The 17,905-nt window shown below is 57.5% G+C and carries 18 protein-coding genes and 1 tRNA gene; 10 read left to right on the top strand and 9 right to left on the bottom strand.

The features are described from left to right. Together WG622_RS03755 and WG622_RS03750 are read right to left on the bottom strand one after the other, a co-directional pair. A complete protein-coding gene (locus WG622_RS03755) occupies positions 1-1,608 on the bottom strand; it encodes a peptide chain release factor 3 (protein ID WP_339402349.1) in 1,608 nt (535 codons plus the stop codon). A gap of 51 nt (positions 1,609-1,659) precedes the next feature. Further along, positions 1,660-2,034 (bottom strand): hypothetical protein, encoded by a 375-nt coding sequence (locus WG622_RS03750; protein WP_339402348.1) that lies wholly within the window; start codon positions 2,032-2,034, stop codon positions 1,660-1,662. Positions 2,035-2,163: 129 nt separating this feature from the next. Between WG622_RS03750 and WG622_RS03745 the strand changes: the two genes are divergently transcribed. The 3 genes from WG622_RS03745 to WG622_RS03735 all read left to right on the top strand — a co-directional run bounded on the left by WG622_RS03745 (position 2,164) and on the right by WG622_RS03735 (position 5,588). After that, complete coding sequence (locus WG622_RS03745; protein ID WP_339402347.1) at positions 2,164-2,943, top strand: SDR family oxidoreductase; 780 nt, start codon at positions 2,164-2,166, stop codon at positions 2,941-2,943. Between the two features lie 101 nt (positions 2,944-3,044). Continuing rightward, positions 3,045-4,427: a sodium:proline symporter gene (locus WG622_RS03740; RefSeq protein ID WP_339402346.1), complete on the top strand. Its 1,383-nt coding sequence runs from the start codon at positions 3,045-3,047 to the stop codon at positions 4,425-4,427. 63 nt (positions 4,428-4,490) lie between these two features. After that, positions 4,491-5,588, top strand: coding sequence for an ABC transporter ATP-binding protein (locus WG622_RS03735; RefSeq protein ID WP_339402345.1), 1,098 nt, complete (start codon positions 4,491-4,493; stop codon positions 5,586-5,588). A gap of 28 nt (positions 5,589-5,616) precedes the next feature. Here WG622_RS03735 and WG622_RS03730 read toward each other — a convergent pair whose 3' ends face one another. Further along, entirely contained in the window at positions 5,617-6,831 is a 1,215-nt protein-coding gene (locus WG622_RS03730; RefSeq protein ID WP_339402344.1) for an MFS transporter, read from the bottom strand. A 129-nt stretch (positions 6,832-6,960) separates the two neighbouring features. Between WG622_RS03730 and WG622_RS03725 the strand changes: the two genes are divergently transcribed. The 4 genes from WG622_RS03725 to WG622_RS03710 all read left to right on the top strand — a co-directional run bounded on the left by WG622_RS03725 (position 6,961) and on the right by WG622_RS03710 (position 10,310). After that, positions 6,961-7,590, top strand: a complete 630-nt coding sequence (locus WG622_RS03725; RefSeq protein ID WP_339402343.1) for a DNA-3-methyladenine glycosylase family protein — start codon at positions 6,961-6,963, stop codon at positions 7,588-7,590. Further along, the gene (locus tag WG622_RS03720; RefSeq protein WP_339402342.1) at positions 7,587-8,252 is read left to right on the top strand and encodes an alpha/beta hydrolase; all 666 of its coding nucleotides are present in this window, start codon (positions 7,587-7,589) and stop codon (positions 8,250-8,252) included. Before WG622_RS03725 ends, WG622_RS03720 begins: the two co-directional genes overlap by 4 nt. Positions 8,253-8,413: 161 nt before the next feature. Then, the gene (locus tag WG622_RS03715; protein ID WP_339402341.1) at positions 8,414-9,457 is read left to right on the top strand and encodes a hypothetical protein; all 1,044 of its coding nucleotides are present in this window, start codon (positions 8,414-8,416) and stop codon (positions 9,455-9,457) included. 268 nt (positions 9,458-9,725) lie between these two features. Continuing rightward, positions 9,726-10,310, top strand: a complete 585-nt coding sequence (locus WG622_RS03710) for an HNH endonuclease (protein WP_209356538.1) — start codon at positions 9,726-9,728, stop codon at positions 10,308-10,310. 79 nt (positions 10,311-10,389) lie between these two features. Here WG622_RS03710 and ocd read toward each other — a convergent pair whose 3' ends face one another. Both ocd and rocF read right to left on the bottom strand, forming a co-directional pair. After that, on the bottom strand, positions 10,390-11,448 hold the full coding sequence (gene ocd, locus WG622_RS03705) for an ornithine cyclodeaminase (RefSeq protein ID WP_339402340.1): 1,059 nt from the start codon (positions 11,446-11,448) through the stop codon (positions 10,390-10,392). Continuing rightward, positions 11,448-12,371, bottom strand: a complete 924-nt coding sequence (gene rocF / locus WG622_RS03700; RefSeq protein ID WP_339402339.1) for an arginase — start codon at positions 12,369-12,371, stop codon at positions 11,448-11,450. Before rocF ends, ocd begins: the two co-directional genes overlap by 1 nt. Positions 12,372-12,487: 116 nt before the next feature. Between rocF and WG622_RS03695 the strand changes: the two genes are divergently transcribed. Next, positions 12,488-12,910, top strand: coding sequence for an Lrp/AsnC family transcriptional regulator (locus WG622_RS03695; protein ID WP_339402688.1), 423 nt, complete (start codon positions 12,488-12,490; stop codon positions 12,908-12,910). Here the strand turns inward: WG622_RS03695 and WG622_RS03690 are convergent. Together WG622_RS03690 and WG622_RS03685 are read right to left on the bottom strand one after the other, a co-directional pair. Beyond that, positions 12,907-13,368 carry a disulfide bond formation protein B gene (locus tag WG622_RS03690; protein ID WP_339402338.1) on the bottom strand — a complete coding sequence of 154 codons (462 nt, stop codon included), beginning with the start codon at positions 13,366-13,368 and terminating at the stop codon, positions 12,907-12,909. The genes WG622_RS03695 and WG622_RS03690 overlap by 4 nt on opposite strands. Then, on the bottom strand, positions 13,368-13,946 hold the full coding sequence (locus tag WG622_RS03685; RefSeq protein ID WP_339402337.1) for a YqaA family protein: 579 nt from the start codon (positions 13,944-13,946) through the stop codon (positions 13,368-13,370). The genes WG622_RS03690 and WG622_RS03685 overlap by 1 nt, the downstream gene beginning before the upstream one ends. Positions 13,947-14,072: 126 nt before the next feature. Between WG622_RS03685 and WG622_RS03680 the strand changes: the two genes are divergently transcribed. Continuing rightward, positions 14,073-14,158: transfer RNA gene (locus WG622_RS03680), tRNA-Leu, on the top strand. Between the two features lie 57 nt (positions 14,159-14,215). Here WG622_RS03680 and WG622_RS03675 read toward each other — a convergent pair. Then, the gene (locus WG622_RS03675; protein ID WP_339402336.1) at positions 14,216-16,816 is read right to left on the bottom strand and encodes a Hint domain-containing protein; all 2,601 of its coding nucleotides are present in this window, start codon (positions 16,814-16,816) and stop codon (positions 14,216-14,218) included. 257 nt (positions 16,817-17,073) lie between these two features. Here WG622_RS03675 and WG622_RS03670 point away from each other — a divergent pair, with 257 nt between their 5' ends. Further along, the gene (locus tag WG622_RS03670; RefSeq protein WP_339402335.1) at positions 17,074-17,253 is read left to right on the top strand and encodes a hypothetical protein; all 180 of its coding nucleotides are present in this window, start codon (positions 17,074-17,076) and stop codon (positions 17,251-17,253) included. A gap of 4 nt (positions 17,254-17,257) precedes the next feature. Here the strand turns inward: WG622_RS03670 and WG622_RS03665 are convergent, their stop codons facing one another. Continuing rightward, positions 17,258-17,848 carry a nucleotidyltransferase family protein gene (locus tag WG622_RS03665; protein WP_339402334.1) on the bottom strand — a complete coding sequence of 197 codons (591 nt, stop codon included), beginning with the start codon at positions 17,846-17,848 and terminating at the stop codon, positions 17,258-17,260. Positions 17,849-17,905 lie beyond the last annotated feature (57 nt).

Genomic DNA, 17,905 nt, shown 5'->3' with positions numbered 1-17,905 from the left:
TTACACCATCATCTCTTTGGTGGCGCTGAGTGTCACGTCCGGATAATCGCGCCCAACACGGTCGATGTCCCACTGCAGGCGCGTCAGATAGACGATGTCGCCGTCGTGGTCATGGCTGATGTGCTGCTTGTTGGCATTGGCGAACTTCTCGACCGCATCCTTTGGTCCATGCACCCAACGCGCCGAGGTGAACTGGCTGGCTTCGAAACGCACGGGCAGGCCGTATTCCATCTCGATCCGGCTGGCGAGGACCTCAAATTGCAGCGCCCCGACGACGCCGACGATAAAGCCAGAGCCAATCGAGGGTTTGAACACTTTGGCCGCGCCTTCTTCGGCAAATTGCATCAGGGCTTTTTCCAAGTGTTTGGATTTCATCGGATCGCCCGCGCGCACGCCTTGCAGGAGTTCCGGCGCGAAAGAGGGGATGCCGGTGACGCGCAGCGCTTCGCCTTCGGTCAGCGTATCGCCAATGCGCAGCTGGCCGTGGTTGGGTATGCCGATGATGTCGCCCGCCCAGGCCTCTTCGGCCAGCTCGCGGTCAGAGGCGAGGAAGAGCACAGGATTGGACACGGCCATCGGCTTTTTGGTGCGAACATGGGTCAGCTTCATGCCGCGTTTGAAATGACCCGACGCCATGCGCACAAAGGCCACGCGGTCGCGGTGTTTTGGGTCCATATTGGCCTGAACCTTGAACACAAAGCCCGCGACTTTCTTTTCCTCTGGCGCCATCTGGCGCGGCTCGGCCGATTGTGGCTGAGGCTCAGGGCCGTATTGGCTGATGCCATGCATCAATTCCTGCACGCCGAAGGAGTTGATCGCAGAGCCAAACCAAATCGGGGTCATATGCCCTTCAAGCACCGCTTGCGGATCAAGCTGGGGCAGGAGCTCTTTCGCCATCTCGACTTCTTCGAGGAATTTTTCGAGCAGATCCGCTGGCACATGATCCGCCAGCGCTGGGTCGTCTAGCCCGTTGATTTCAATGGATTCTGCGACCTTGTTACGATCCGCGCGGTCCATCAGCTCCAGACGGTCGCGCAGCAGGTCATAACAGCCGATGAAATCACGACCGACGCCGATGGGCCAGCTTGCTGGGGTCACATCAATCGCGAGGTTTTCCTGGATCTCGTCGATGATCTCAAACGTATCGCGGCTTTCGCGGTCCATTTTGTTACAGAAAGTCAGGATCGGCAGATCGCGTAGACGGCAGACCTCAAACAGCTTTTGCGTCTGGCTTTCCACGCCCTTTGCGCCGTCAATCACCATGACGGCGGCGTCCACGGCGGTCAGCGTGCGGTAGGTGTCCTCGGAAAAGTCAGAGTGACCCGGCGTGTCCACCAGATTGAAGCGAAACCCGTCAAAGTCAAAGGACATCGCCGAGGCCGACACGGAAATCCCGCGGTCCTGCTCCATCTTCATAAAGTCAGACCGCGTCCGGCGTGCTTCGCCTTTGGCGCGCACCTGACCCGCCATCTGGATCGCACCGCCATAGAGCAGGAACTTTTCCGTCAGGGTTGTCTTGCCGGCATCCGGGTGGCTGATAATCGCGAATGTGCGACGACGCGCGATTTCGGGCGGCAATTCGGGGCGATTTGGTGCACTGTCTAACATGAGCGCAGCTATAGGCGGCCAAAGGCGCGCGCGCAATATCAGCAACGCCAATTAGCGCCTGATATCGACCAGAACGTAGGGTGTTTTCGGCAGCAGAAGCATATCGGTGCGCAGATGCGTTTTCTGAACGCATCCTTGTGTGTCCAGCGTTGCGAAAAGCTGCGCAGACACGTGCTGGCCTTTGTCTGACATCAAGGTAAGGGCGCAGTCCAGCACCATGTCCCCGGGTTTGGCTTTGGCAGACCGCACGTGGCCCCTTTGCAGGGGCACGGGCAGACCGTTGTCGCAAAGCTCGTAGGCGTCACCCAAACAGAGGTCCCCAGACACAGCAAAACCGTCGCCGAGGTTCGCGCCTTCGGTCACCCTAAGGGCTTCGCCCGGATAGGCCGAAACGTGGGTCTGCAAAGTTTTGGACGCCTTAGGCATGCAGTCCGGTCCTTTCGGCTTGCGTTTCGCGCAGATTGACCCGCAAATATGTCACAAACTAGAAGCGCCCTAGGCAATTCGCGGACATGTCTTGCGAGGTTTAGAGGCCAAAATAAGCGAGGACTTAGGATGGATCTTGGGATCAAAGGCAAACGGGCGCTGGTCTGCGCAAGCTCGAAGGGCTTGGGGCGGGGCTGCGCGGAGGCTCTGGCAGAGGCAGGTGTTGATTTGGTGATGAACGCGCGGGGCTCGGAAGCGCTGGAAGCGACGGCGCAGCATATCCGTGACACCTATGGTGTGGATGTGGTGACGGTTGCGACAGATGTGACGACTGAAGAAGGGCAAGCCGAGGTGCTGGCCGCTGCGGGCAATGTAGACATCTTGGTGACCAACGCGGGTGGTCCTCCGCCGGGCATGTGGTCTGATTGGGAGCGTGAGGATTTCATAAAAGCGCTGGACGCCAATATGCTGACGCCGATTGCTTTGATGAAAGCACTGTTGCCGGGTATGATGGAAAAGGGCTGGGGCCGCGTGGTCAATATCACCAGCCAATCGGTCAAAGCGCCGATCCCAGTGTTGGGGCTGTCCAATTCCGCGCGCGCGGGTCTGACCGGATATGTGGCGGGTACATCGCGTCAGGTGGCTCCGCATGGGGTGACGATCAACAACCTGCAGCCGGGCATTCATGCTACTGATCGCGCAGAGTCTTTGGACACGAGCGTCTCGCAAGCCGAGGGGATCTCGATGGATGACGCCAAAGCGCGCCGCGAAGCAACTATCCCCGCGCGTCGCTATGGCACGTCGATGGAATTCGGTCGCACCTGCGCCTTTATGTGCTCTCAGCACGCGGGATTCATGGTCGGTCAGAACATTCTGCTGGATGGCGGTGCAACAAACTCCACCATGTAACTCGCTTATGCTCACAATTCCGTGGGATCACAGGCTTTTCTCTATCGCGGTCAATTTGCCGCTGCTAGAGCGGGCTAAATAGCGATCTCACGGGGTTATCCATGCAAGCATTTGTCATCATCGCCATTCTGGCGCTTCTTATCGCGGCCTCTCTTTACGTGGCGCCCAGAAAAGCCTCTTTGGACGGTTTTTTCGGAGGCGCTGGCGAAGACGGCGCGGCGCCGGGGTTGTGGACTTTGGTGTTTAGCCAAGTGACCACTTGGATTTTCGCGCGCTCTTTGATGAACGCGGCGATCCTTGGGTTCTTTTACGGGATCGCAGGCACTTTGGCCTATGCGGCCTATTACGGATCCTTCCTAACCGGCGGTTTCATCGTGGGACGCTTGCGCGCGAAGGGCGCACGGTCGGTTCAGGACTGGCTGTCTGAGGAATACGGAGCCATCGGCACCGCGTGCTATAACCTCGTGATTGCCCTGCGGCTTCTGTCCGAAGTCTTTGCGAACCTGATCGTCGTTGGCCTGATCTTTGCAGCCATCCTGCCCGAGATGGGCATCGCCAAGGACGCTTCGATCATCATCGTTGCGGTCTTTGCTCTGGCATATTCCGCATGGGGCGGCCTCAGTGCGTCCCTGCGCACCGATGTCGTGCAAATGGTTCTTTTCCTTGTGGTTTTCGCGATCGCCTTCGTAGCCTTGCTGGTCAGCCCAGGCTTTAGCCTCGGCGCAGTCATCACGGCCCCGGGCGCAAGCGGCGGCTATCTGGGTTGGGTTCTGATGATCGTAGCGGCGCTGCAGGTCTTTTCTTATCCGGTGCATGATCCGGTCATGATGGACCGTGGGTTTGTGGCCGACGAAGCAACCACCCGCAAAAGCTTTATCCACGCGTTCTGGATTTCCACCGTCTGTATCATTTTCTTTGGCTTCTTTGGCATCCAAGCGTCCTTGCAGGGCGCGCAGTACGAAGGCCAGTTGATAGGCACATGGGCGACCATGTTCCCGGGCTGGGTCTTTACGCTCTTGCTCGTGAGCCTTCTGGTGTCGGCGATCTCGACGCTGGACAGCGCCTTGGCCTCCGCCTCGCGCCTCGTGGTCGAAGAGCTGAAACTCGCGCCACGCACCTTGAATGGTGGCCGTGGCGCGATGGTAGTCTTTGCTGTGCTCGGCACCGCTTTGACCTTGGCCGAAACCCAGTCGCTGTTTGATGCTGTGGCCGTGTCCGGCACCGCGTCGATGTTCTTGACGCCGGTGATCGTCGTGACCCTTCTGATGGGCCGCAGCGTGGCGATCTGGGCTTATCTGGTCAGCTTCTTCGCAGCCATTCTGGGCGCAGCGGCCTATTTCGCGCGCGGCTCTGAATTCATGTCCAGCTTGCTGGTCGAAGGCCACAAATACGAACAGCTTCTGCAGATCTGTATCGTCGTTCTGGTCATCGGCTTTGCCGCCGTCCTCGCAGGCTCCAAACGCGCGGTGAGGGTTGAAGCGTAAATCTTTCGCTGCTACATCGGCCTCTAATCCGACGGGTTTCGTCGGGCATAACAAGAGGCCGATGTGAGCCAGGACCACACGCAATCCCCGCAACCCCGCCTTGAGGTGCGCAATCTGACCCGTCGCTTTGGCGACCGTGAGGTTGTTCGTGACGTGAGCTTTTCCGTCGCGCCAGGGCAGGTGACTTGCCTCTTGGGGCCGTCTGGCTGTGGGAAATCCACGACGCTGCGGATGATTGCAGGAGTGGATCGACAGTCCTCGGGCGAGGTCTATGTCGATGGTGAGATGATCTGCGGGCCGAACTTTAGCCTGCCGCCCGAAAAGCGCCGTATCGGTCTAATGTTTCAGGATTTCGCGCTGTTTCCGCATTTGTCGGTGGCGGACAATGTGAGTTTTGGTCTGGAAGGCTCCAAGGCCGAGAAACGCGCCCGTGTCGCGGAGTTGCTCGAGAAGGTTGGTCTTTCGTGGGCGATGGATGACTTCCCGCATATGCTCTCGGGTGGTGAACAACAACGCGTCGCCTTGGCCCGTGCGCTTGCGCCGCGGCCGCGGATCATGCTGATGGATGAGCCATTCTCTGGCCTTGATAACCGTCTGCGGGATGACATTCGGGACGAGACGCTTGCGTTGCTGAAAGACGAGGGCACCGCGGTTGTTCTGGTCACCCATGAACCCGAAGAGGCGCTGCGGATGGGGCAAGAGATTGCCCTAATGCGGGATGGCTCGATCGTGCAATTTGGCACGCCGTATAACATTTACAACGCGCCAGTGGATCGCGAGGCCATGGCGTTTTTCAGCGACATCAATGTGATTTCGGGCACCAGTCAGGGTGCGCTGACGGATACGCCGTTTGGGCAGTTTCTGACCCCGGGCTATGAGGATGGGGCCAGGGTCGACATCGTCATTCGCCCACAGCATTTGCATCTGGATTTTGACCGTGCAGGCAAAGGCCCAGAGCCCACGGCCAGCCACGGTCAGGCGGCCGCAGGCGTCGTGGTGCGGGCACGGTTTATGGGCAAGGAGAGCCTTGTCGAGTTCCGCATGGAACACGATGGCAGCATCCTGAAAGCGACCGTGCCGAACGTATTCCTACCGCCAGAAGGCACGCGCCAATGGCTCACGCTGCGCCGCAATCGCTGCTTTGTGTTTCCCGCAAAGTGATGCGGTATCAGGGCACTAGAGCCGTAACTTAAGCCGCGTTCGCTTTCGGGCGCAGGGTCAACCAGATCAGAGCACCACCTGCCAAAACCAAGAACGGCGCCATCGCGATATTGACCGCATTCCACCCTTCAACCGCCGTGCCTCCGGAACAATTCATCAAACCGCCCGAGGCCAAAGACGCAACGGTCACACCGCCAAAGACGATGAAGTCGTTCATACCCTGCATCCGCCCCCGTTCATGCGGCTCGTGTGCGCCGGCGAGCATGGCAGTGGCTCCGATAAAGCCAAAGTTCCAGCCGATCCCAAGCAGCACCAGCGCAACAAAGAAATTCGCGAGATCAACGCCCTGCAAAGCAACAGCACCCGCCGCCGCAAGGATTAGAACGCCGAGGCCCATGATCCGCTCGACCCCAAAACGCGCGATGAGGTGGCCGGTGAAGAAACTGGGTGCGAACATGGCGAGCACGTGGCCGGTGACCACATCGGCTGCATTGCCTTGGGTGAAGCCACAGCCCACGACGGCCAGAGGCGTCGAGGTCATCATCAGGTTCATCAACGCATAAGAGACCGTCCCCACGATCACCGCGACGGCAATGCGCGGTGTTTTGATCAGTTCCAGACGGCTGCGCCCTTGGGGCATGTCGGCCTTGGGGGCTTCGGGTTTTGGGATATCCAGAAACAGGAACAAGATCGCGCCGATCACGTTCATCGCAAGGATCGCGCCATAGGTGCCCATGAAGGGCACGACCATGACGTCGGATGTCACTTTCACCAGCTGAGGCCCGATGATCGCAGCCGCCAATCCGCCTGCCATCACGTAGGAAATCGCTTTCGGGCGGAAGGCTTCTGAGGCTGTGTCGGCGGCAGCAAAGCGGTAAAACCCATGGGCGCTCATGTAGACGCCGGTCAAAAGGCTCGCGAGCAGGAACACAGGGAAGCTGGCGTAGTAAAGCCCGATTGCCCCGACAATGCCACCAAGCGCCCCGAAGAGGGCCCCGATGAGGAAGCCGACCCTACGTCCAAACCGCTGCATCACCGACGACATTGGGTTTGCGGCCAGCATAGACCCCAGAACGATCAGGGAAATCGGCAAGGTCGCATAGCAGGCATTGCTTGCCAAGGACTGACCCGCAAGGCCTCCGATGGTGAAAATCATCGGCATTTGCGCGCCGATAATGGCTTGCGCCAGCACCAGAATGAAAACCGTCTTCTTCGCGCGGGTATCGTCGATGAGTTGTGTCATGGTGAAATGGCTAAAGCGCTCTCAGAGGAATGAAAAGCGGATTCTTGAGAGGGGTACAATAAAGCGCAAAAAGCGGTTTGACTTGCGAGGGGTCCGCGCGTGACAGTGCGCTGAGGATAGGGGGCAGGCATGGTCGGACGTATCATTGAAACGCTGGATTGCGTGGGCGATGGGGTAGAGTGGCTGCGCGCCAATCGCCCAGAGTTCGGCCCCGTGCTTGAGGCCTGCCCGGATCTGCCGCTCCGTCGCAAAAAGGACGGGTTTGAAACGTTGCTGAATGCCATTGTCGGCCAGCAGGTGTCCGTTGCCGCAGCCGATGCGATCTGGCGGCGGTTGGTGGCCGCCAAATTGACCGGGCCGCGCAAGATTATGTGGGCCACAGATGAAGAGCTGCGCGCCGCAGGGCTGAGTTCGCAGAAAGTGCGTTACGCGCGTGCCTTGGCCGAAGCGCGTATTGATTTCAAAGGCTTGCGCGACGCGCCGAATGACGAGGTCATCGCCACCTTGACCGAAGTCACCGGCATTGGCGTCTGGACCGCCGAGATTTATGCCATGTTCAGCCTCGGCCGTGCCGATGTCTTTGCCCATGGTGATCTGGCCCTGCAAGAGGCCGCAAAACACATGCTGAACCTCGACAAACGTCCCACCGAACGGGAAATGCGCACCTTGGCCGAGCCATGGTCCCCCTGGAGATCGGTTGCAGCGCGCGCGCTCTGGGCCTACTACCGGGTGGTGAAACAAAGGGAAGGCATCAGATGACTCGGGTTTTGAATACGCTGCGCAAAGAGCCGCTGTCGGGGACAACCCGCTCTGTTGTGGTCTTTGTGCATGGCTATGGCGCCAATGGGCAGGATCTGATCGGTCTGGCGGACCCGCTGGCGGAACATCTGCCTGATACGCTGTTTCTGTCGCCTGACGCGCCCGAGGAAATCCCCGGCATGCCGATGGGCCGTCAGTGGTTCCCGATCCCTTGGATTGATGGATCCTCTGAGGAAGAAAGCCGTCGTGGCATGATGGCAGCGGTTGATGACTTCAATGCCTTCCTTGATGCGCTGATGGTGGATGAGGACGTGTTGCCGGAACAAGTCGTGCTCTTTGGCTTTTCCCAAGGCACCATGATGAGCCTACATGTCGCGCCGCGTCGCGAAGATGAGGTCGCGGGCGTTGTGGCCTTTTCTGGTCGGCTGCTCGAGCCTGATTTGCTGGCGGATGAAGTGGTCAGCCGTCCTCCGGTTCTGTTGGTGCATGGCGATCAAGATGATGTGGTGCCGGTGCAATCCTTGCCTGAAGCAGCTGAGGCCTTGCAGGCGGCAGGCTTCAGGGACGTTTTCGCCCATATAATGAAGGGCACCGCCCATGGCATCGCGCCCGATGGTCTAAGCGTGGCCTTGGCCTTTATGCGCGATAAGCTGGGGCTTTAATTGCTGGTAAAGCAATTCGCTACCTCGGCCGATTTTTGGGCATCTACTTAAATTCGAACTGATGCCCACTTCTTCAAAGTATTAATGTTCAATTCCCTTTATTGTCCATACACTCTGTTGCAAACCTTTTCTTTTCAGAGTGTTCAAGGGGGATGAAGTTGATGCCAAACCCATTATTCACGGGTAAGCGCATTGCGAGACTAGTACTGGCCACAGGACTTATTATCGGCCTCTTGGGGCTTACGAACAATGGGCCGTTTATCAAAGGTGCGAAAGATTACTCGCAGAAGATCGCACTAAATTCGGCAACCGCTTACTTGTCGCTTCGTGTCATCAATGCGGCACTTTCATTTGCAGAAGAGGTCGAAGTCGGCGGTTCTGTGGTTGCTGTGAGTGGATCAGCCCATCCTTTTAAAGTCCTCGAGCCGCTTGACGATGCCGTCGAACGACTTTCAGCGGCGGTTTTTCTTGTTGGTGCGATTTCAGGCGTATTGTCGGTTGTTTTGCCTGTTATGGGAGGAATCGCACTTTTTCTGATTGGAGCATCGCTTACCGCTTTAGCAGGATTGGATTTGAGTGATCGAAGATTTCCTGGCCAGACCCTAGTGTCGAACCTAATGAAAAGAATCGGTCGACTGGGCTGGACGGCCTTTCTTGTTGTTATGGCCTTCTCAATCAGTTCGATGTTTGCTGAGAGAATTTCGGATCGAGCTTGGGGTGAATATCAGCATACCCTAACAAGCATAGCGGACCAGATATCGCGGTTGTCGCCCGAGGACATTGTCGTTTCCGAAACAGAGCAGGCAGTTGGTTCCGATGATCAAGCGGATGTGATTGAACGCGAGGCAGACGTTCATGAAACTGAGGAGGAGACCGGGTTCCTTAGCAGGGTTGCGGAAGGTTTCAAAAATACGGGAGAAGGGGCTGCGAACTTTGCGCGGTCCACTGCGACTGGCGTTGTGGACATGACGACAAGCGCAGTTGACGGAGTGGTGGATGCAACTACAGCGGCGAGCTCCTCATACAATCACGCCAAGGAAATTTTGAAAATTCTTACAACTGAGTCTGATGAACTGGTCATGGCCCTGATGGCCATTTTTGCTGCATTTCTCTTTAAAACGTTGGTGTGCCCCTTGCTTGTTTTATTTGGGCTACGGAAATTAGGTGGGAGTATTGAGATCATTGCGAGATCTGAGCCTTCCTGAATGCACTTTTCACTTGCATTTGTTATTAAGGAACGCCGATTGCGGTGATCTACGCTCTGCATTAGGCTTGCACCAGCTTTTTTACTAAGGCTGGTTTGCTCTGCCCAACTTTCACACAACAGTTACGGAATCGCACTACTCAGGAGATATCCACTGTATCGTGGGGGTTGCTTATCGTTTCCCCCGACATATAGTAGATGTAAGAGCAGGGACGGGGGTCCCCCGTCCGGATGCTGTAAACAGGCAAATGGTGGAGGGCGCGATCCCCATGGACGGAGACTTTAGGACAGAATTTGTACATAGACCCGGCGGGCTGAAACAACACCCGGCCTTGGTTTTGAACGCGGATTATCGTCCGCTGTCCTATTACCCCCTCAGCCTCTGGCCCTGGCAGGATGCGATCAAAGCGGTCTATATGGACAGGGTAGACATCGTCGCGGAATATGACGCCTGGGTTCATTCTCCGAGTACCGAGATCAAAATACCCTCTGTTGTCGTCCTCAGAGATTACGTCAAACCGGTAAAGCGCGTGGCCTTCACGCGCTTTAATCTTTTCTTGAGGGACGAATTTTGCTGCCAGTACTGCGGCGCCAAAGGGGATCTGACCTTTGACCATGTTGTGCCCCGTGCGGCTGGCGGGATCACGAGCTGGCAGAATGTCGTCGCGGCCTGTTCGCGCTGTAACCTGAAAAAAGGCTCTAAAAGTCTGCGTCAGGCCAATATGCATCTGAACAAACCGCCACGTCAGCCGGCGGCCGAGGAATTGCGCAATATGGGGCGCAAGTTCCCGCCCAACTACCTTCATGAAAGCTGGATGGATTTCCTCTATTGGGATGCCGAACTTGATGCCTAAGGTGCAGGCGGGCTCAGCAAGTTAGAGCCCGCCCACTGCGTTCTGCGACACACCCCTCGCGAGCCGCAGAATTGGGATGCTAGATGGAAGTAGTTTCCTTTGCGCGTCCGACCATACCAAAAAGATCGCGGGGATCATCCGGGTCGGCTAACATGTCAAGATCAAAGTAAAAATCTGTGCCTTTGATTGTGTCGCGAATGAAACGCAGGGCCGAAAAATCCTCAATCGCGAAGCCAACTGAGTCAAACAGCGTGATCTGTTTTTCACTGCTGCGCCCTTGTTTGTCACCGGTCAATACCTGCCAGAGTTCAGTGACCGCGAAGTCCTCTTCCATCTGCTGAATCTCGCCTTCTATGCGGGTTTGCGGAGGGAATTCCACGAAGACATCCGAGCGCGCGAGGATTCCTGCTGCGAGTTCCGTTTTGCCAGGGCAATCCCCACCAATCGCGTTAATATGCACGCCTTCGCCGACCATATTGTCGCTCAGAACCGTGGCATATTGCTTATCGGCGGTGCAGGTCGTGAGGATCTGAGCGCCTTCGATGGCAGCCTCGGGGCTCGTGCAGGTCACGACGTTCAAACCGGAGCCTGCAAGGTTCGCCGCACATTTTGAGGTGGCCTTAGGATCTATGTCATAGAGCTTGACGGTCTCGATCCCCAAAATCGCCTGCATCGCCATGCACTGAAACTCGGATTGCGCGCCATTGCCGATCATGGCCATCGTGGTTGCGCCCTTTGGGGCCAATAGCTTAGCGGCCATAGCTGATGTGGCGGCTGTGCGCAGCGCGGTCAGGATGGTCATCTCGGTCAAAAGCACCGGATAGCCCGTGTAAACGTCCGCCAAGAGGCCAAATGCGGTCACTGTCTGCAGGCCTTCGGATGTGTTTTTCGGATGGCCGTTCACGTATTTAAACCCATAGGCCTCGCCATCGCTGGTGGGCATCAACTCGATCACGCCGACCTCGGAATGGCTGGCCACGCGGGGTGTTTTGTCAAACAGCTCCCAGCGGCGGAAATCCTCTTCGATATAGGCGGTCAATCCGCGCAGCATCTCGGGGATGCCGACGTGGTTCACCAGCCGCATCATATTGTCGACGGATACAAAGGGGACGAGGGCTTTGTCAGAGGGGATGCTCATCAGAAACTCCGGGTTGGGCGGTCAAAGACGCGGCGACCAAGGGCCGAGGCCGCGAGGTCGACCAGCAATTTCGCGGTTTTGCCGCGGTCATCTAGGAAAGGGTTCAGTTCGACGAGGTCGAGAGAAGTCAACAAACCACTGTCATGCAGCATCTCCATCACCAGATGCGCCTCGCGGACAGTCGCGCCGCCGGGCACAGTTGTTCCGACCGCAGGGGCCACGTCAGGGTCAAGGAAATCCACGTCCAATGACACATGCAGCATGCCGTTTGCCTTGGCGACGCGGTCTAGGAAGGCCGCGAGGGGTTTTGCTATGCCGGTCTCATCGATCTGGCGCATGTCATGGCAATGGATCTGGCCTGCTTGCAGCGCCTCACGTTCCATTGCGTCCACGGACCTGAGGCCTATCATGCAGATATTGTCCTGCGGCACAGGGGCCGTCACCTCGGGATAGCCGTCAAATCCGTCGCGTCCGGTGAAATAGGCCACAGGTGTGCCATGCAGGTTGCCGGAATCCGTGGTCTGAGGCGTGTGATAGTCGCTATGGGCGTCCAGCCACAGCACAAATAAGGGCCGCCCAGCGGATTGCGCATGAAGCGCCGCGCCGCGCACGGTGCCTGACGCCATCGAGTGATCTCCGCCCATGAAAATCGGGAGGCCATTCTTGAGGGCGCTCTCAGAGGCGTCAGACAGCGCGCGGGTCCAACCGATATTCTCGGCCCATTGGTGCAGCTTTTGATCAGGCGCGGTGAGGGCGGGAATATCGGGGGATACATTGCCCAGATCCGTGACCTCATGGCCCAGATCAGAGAGGCTTTCGACAAGCCCAGCGGTGCGCAGCGCATCGGGGCCCATCAAACAGCCACGACGGCGTTTGCCGCTATCAATCGGTGCGCCGATGAGGATGCATTTTTTCGGGTTCATTGGTGTCTCGTGAGTCTTGGTTTCCCAGAGTATCGACCCGAAGTGCGCAGAGGTTGAGGTGGTAAATTGATCAAAAAGAAAGTAAAATGTTCATAACGAAACTAGAGAATACCGAAATGGACGATCTCGATCAAAACCTTGTCTCAGAGTTGCGCCACAATGCGCGCGCTTCTTTGTCAGATCTTGCGATCACGCTTGGTGTGACGCGCACGACCGTGCGGCAACGGATCGATCGGCTGCAACAGCGGGGCGATATTGTCGGCTTTACGGTGGTGCTCAAAGAGGCTCAACGCGATCCAGTCCGCGCGTTGATGATGATTGGGATTGAGGGCAGGGGGATCGACCGCATCGTGCGCCAATTGGGGGGCATTCCTGCCGTGCGCATTATTCACACCACCAACGGACGTTGGGATCTGATCGTGGAACTTGGCACGGACACGCTGGAGGAGCTCGACCGCATCCTCATTCACATTCGACGGTTTGAAGGCGTCGCGACCAGCGAAACCAATCTTTTGCTCAACACGCGCAAACAGACTTAGTCACGGCTGAGTGCCACTCGGATCCACAAGACCGCGAAGATCAGCGAAAAGATCGCGTTCAAATTCGCCATGGTGAACCCAAACATCTGCCAAGGAATGTCGTCACAGCGCACCAGAGGCGCGTTCATGATCTGGTCAAACAGTTCCTCAGAGGACAGACCGCCGATGCCGGAAGACGTACAGCTGCTCGGGCCTTCCCAAAGCTTGCGTTCAACGCCTGAGTGGTAGACGCCAATTCCCGAGGTGGCCAGCATCGCGGCAGCACCCAGCCAAGCGAGCCAGCGTTGGCCCAACGCGTAGGCGAGCGCCCCAATCGCCACGGCGGCCATATGCGGGTAACGTTGCCAATAGCACATCTTACAGGGCGGATAACCGAAATACTGAAAGGTCCAGGCGCTGATAAGCATGGCTGCAGAGGCCAGCGTCAACAGCATGGTCATCGTTTTCGAGTTTGGCATTACAGGAACCTCAGGGCCAAGAATCCGCCGATCAAGAGCACGAAAAACGCTGTGAATACAAGGCCCAAGCGACGCTCGATAAAGTCGCGTACTGGTGCGCCGAATTTCCACAGCAAAGCAGCGACAATAAAGAACCGCAGCCCGCGTGCGACGATGGATGTCACCACAAAGGTCATAATCGGCATGCCGGTCCAGCCCGACATAATCGTGATGACTTTGTACGGAAACGGCGTGATGCCCGCGCCCAGGACGGCCCAGAAGCCTGCGTCATTAAAGGTTGCGTTGAACTCTTCGATGCGGTCCAGCTTGCCAAGCGCCTCAAGGATCGGCTGCCCGATCTGCTCAAAGGCAAAGAAGCCGATGCCGTAGCCCAAAAGCCCGCCCAGAACCGAAGAGACCGTCGCCACCAGCGCGATCAACCACGCGCGATGCGGCGCGGCCAAGATCAGCGGAATCATCAAGACATCCGGTGGAATCGGAAATACCGAACTTTCGACGAAACTGATGATCGCCAGAACCCAAAGCGCTCGCGGATGTTCGGCCAACCGCATGGTCCAATCGTACAAAGGCTTCAGCATGACTGCTCCTGATTACCCTGACCTTGCCTGCGACCTTTGACGGCTAAGTTCAAGTAAAATTTGCGCGGGCTTCGTGCGTTTTCGCTCTGGACCTTGGCGCGGGGCTTCGCTAGACCCGTCAAGCGTGCCCAAGTGGCGGAATGGTAGACGCAGGGGATTCAAAATCCCCCGCCTTTGCGGGCGTGCCGGTTCGAGTCCGGCCTTGGGTACCAATTTTCCGCAAAATTAGATTTTCAGAACGCCAGATCAGGTGTCCTGATGATCTGTTTTTATCCTTGACCCCGTGGCAGCAAAGCCGCCTCATGTTTGCGCAGAATACGCCGGGCGGCGCGGTAGGCTGGGGATTTCTGGGTCGCGAGCTCTGGGAAAAGCGCAAATATCTCATCACGTTGCGCGGTCTCTAGTCCTGCGAGGGCCATGGAGCCCGGCTGGAAGCTTTCGGACCATATGCCGTCAGACCAGATGATCTCGTGGCGATCAAACATCAGGTGGATATAGGTTACCTCATTGGCTCTGACGCGGCGGATGCCTTTCATCCGGGTGAGGTGTTTCGCGGCCACAAGGACTTCGGATTGCCCAAACATCATCTCAAGGTCAGGCGCGCTGACCATGACGCGGTGGTTCGGGCTGAGCATCATATCGCGCTCTGGCAAATCATTGCCGAGAGCACCCTTTTTGATGCGGATTGGGGCGAGGAAGCTTGCCTCAGTCAGGGTTTTGGCGCTGACGTTTTTGTGGCCAATCCAGCGGATCTCTTGCACGCCGTGATCGCGGGTAAAGACCTGGTCGCCGACGTCGAGGTCTTCGACAGGGCGCAGTCCGTTGACTGTTGCGATCATTGTGCCCGGGGTGAAGCATGGCACGATGTTTTCAATACCGCTGAACTCCAGCGTGCCCGTTGGGTTGCCGTGGGCGTCAAGGAATGTCACGACACCGTCTTCGGTTGTGCCGTGGTTGTAGGTAATCGACAGAGGGCCAGCGCCGGTCAGGTCGAGCGTATCATAATCGTCGCCGGTTTCGCCGCCTACGATTTCATCGCCTGAATTCACATTCACAAAGAGATCGCGATCCGCGCCGCCATCGATGAAATCCGCGCCGATGCCGCCATCGAGCGTGTCATTGCCCGTGCCACCGACCAGAGTGTCGTCGCCGTCTTCGCCCAAGAGGTGATCATTCCCAGCATCGCCATAAAGCCCATCCGCCCCAATGCCGCCTTCAACCGAGTCATTGCCTGCGCCAGCGTCCACTGTGTCATTGCCAGCGCCCGCTTGAATATAGTCGTCATCGCCTGTGAACCCGGACAAGCGGGCGTCATTGCCGTCAATCGCGTCACCATCGGCGTCCACGAAGGCATAGTTGATCAGGTCGTCTCCGCCAGTGCCGCTGACGATCCCATCTGGAGGGGCAGGGAAGCCCATGGCCATGAGCGCTTCGTTGGACGAGACATCTGCGGCTGAAACGCCAACCAAAGTCAGGTTCTCGCCGCCGGGGAAGGTCAGGACTGCGTTGCCGTCAGCGTCGGTCGAAACGGTGACATCCTCATAGGTCACAGGAGTGCTGCCGCCGTCGTTTGTCAGGGCGCTGACGTCCAGCATGTCGCCGGACGCATAGGTGCCATCGCCATTGTCGGTCGGGGTGGTAAAGCCGGTGACGCGGTCGCTGCCAGAGCCATCGGCCAAAACGATCGTGTCCGTGCCTGCGCCCAGCTCGATATGTTCGATGTCGGTGTAGTTCGCAGTGCTGGTGCCGTCGCTGACAGTGCCCGTGCCTGCGGCGCTGCTGGTCATATCGACGGTCAGGTCGCTGGTGACTCCGGTCAAGTCCAGCGTGTCGCCATAGACTTCGTCCTCGGTGTCGCCAAGGATGGTGTCGTTGCCAAACCCTTCTTCCATGATGATGCGGTCATCACCCCAGCCGCCCCAGATGAAATCATCGCCTTCGCCTGTGCCGCCGGAATAGAGCGTGTCATTGCCCCAGGACCCGCGGATCGAGTCATTGCCCAAGCCGCCGTCCAGAATATCGTCGCCATAATGGCCATTGGCGGTGTCGTTGCCTTCGCCACCGATGATTGTGTCGTCGCCAAAACCAGCTTCGATGCTGTCACTGCCCGTGCCGCCGTCGATGCTGTCGTTGCCCGCATCGCCTTTGATCGTGTCATTGCCTGCGCCACCGAGGATCGTGTCATTGCCTTCGCCGGACTCCACGGAATCATCACCGCCGCCTGCGTGAATCACCGTGTCGGAATCCGTGACCATGTCTCCTTCGGGATCGAGAAGATAGGCCGTGTCGATCACATTGGCGGTGTCGTCACCCTCAACGATACCATCAGGGGCAGGAGAGAATGTGATGTCGCTGAGGCCGATTGAGCCGGTGGTGGTGCTGGACTCGCCATTGTCGAAAATTACTTCGATGCGAGACACAGGTCCTGGAATTGTAACTGTGACTGAATCATCGGCTCCAGTGGTTTCTACGCCAGCGCTCGCGGCGCCGTCTGCGTCCACCACAGAGCCCGTGACTGTATGAAGCCCATCGAGATCAGAAAATTGAACTTCGACTGGATTGCCGTCGATGTCATATGCGATGACCGTGACCATATCGTCCCAGCTTGCGCCCTGATCCACATCGAAGAGTTCAAAGGACACATTCGCTGTCGGGCTGTCGAATGTCAGTTCTGTGGTAACAGGTTCACTGAGGCCAGAGACCCAGAGGCCTTCTTCAGAGGGTGTGCCGCGCGTATCTACGGCTGCGGTGCGGCCATTGATGTTCGTGGTCGTCGCTATCGTCACGCCAATCTCTTCGCCAGCAGCGCCTATTTGATAGGAGCCATTGGCGCTGGCGGTGGACCAATCCAATGTATTTACGACAGGCATATTGTCTCGTCCTCAAATCTCTTCGGCGCTTTGGGCGCACTTATTCACAGGCCTTTTTGATGTGGAAATGGGGCAGGACTGTGAAAGAAATTCGATGATTGTGCAGAGATTTCTTGGGCTGGTTGCGTGGGATTTTGCCTTAATTCTTCGCGATTTGGCCCAATTTGCGCCCAGTTCAGCCAGTAGAACCGAACTCGTGCATGCTGCAGAAGCGGATGCCGAGCACTGCAGAACAAGGCTCTATTATGAGAATCCGAGTGATTAATCAGAGGCCAAAGCCCGCCGTGGCTTATGAGTCTCTGGCAGACAATATTTTTACGGATATCTGCGAAGATATTCAGATTCAGTCACCTATGATCGACCGCCCGTCGCAGGCGGCCGCCCATGTCGTGCGCCCTTCAGTCTTTGCACAGGTGCGCCGTATAAAGACTGTCTAATCCCTTAAATTTGGTTTTGCTGGGCTCGCCACGCGGCCCAGTCTTCTGGTGTGTCCAGATCCGTGATTGCATGGCCTATCGGAAGTGCGACACGACCCAAATCGTTGCTTTCAGATTTGACAACCTCGCGCGCGCCTTGGTCTGTTGACAGGGTTTTCAGCGCGTCAAAACATCGGCGTGGAAAGACAACCGGATGGCCCGGAGTATGCCCCGACATGGCGCGCAGAATTTGATCTGGAGCGGCCTCATGGGCGGATTTCATCGCGACGAAATCCACTGCGCTGAGCTCTGGCATGTCCGCGGGCAGGATCATCGCGGCTGAAACTGTATCGGGTAATTTCGCAATAGACGTCGCGATGGTGACGCCCATGCCTTCGCGTGCCTGTGGCACAGTTATGACATGCGCCTTGTGAGGGAGCACAGCAGCGCGGCGACCGTCCGCGTTTTGCAATGCCACATATACTTGCGCGCCAGTATCTAGCGCGTGCGATGTGATTTTCTGCAAGAGGGGCTGGCCCTCAACCTCTTCCAACAGCTTGTCACCGCCACGCATGCGCGAGGATTGACCGGCAGCAAGGACGAGTATTGCGAGCATGGGGTGCCTTTAGATGTGAAACCGCCGGAGGCGCGGGTGGGAGCCTCCGGCGGGGAT

Origin of the sequence: Cognatishimia coralii (assembly GCF_037478305.1) — a bacterium.
GTDB classification, from domain to species: domain Bacteria; phylum Pseudomonadota; class Alphaproteobacteria; order Rhodobacterales; family Rhodobacteraceae; genus Cognatishimia; species Cognatishimia coralii.
The sequence above is the reverse complement of the archived record's forward strand: the minus strand, read 5'-3'. Positions and strand labels throughout refer to the sequence as shown.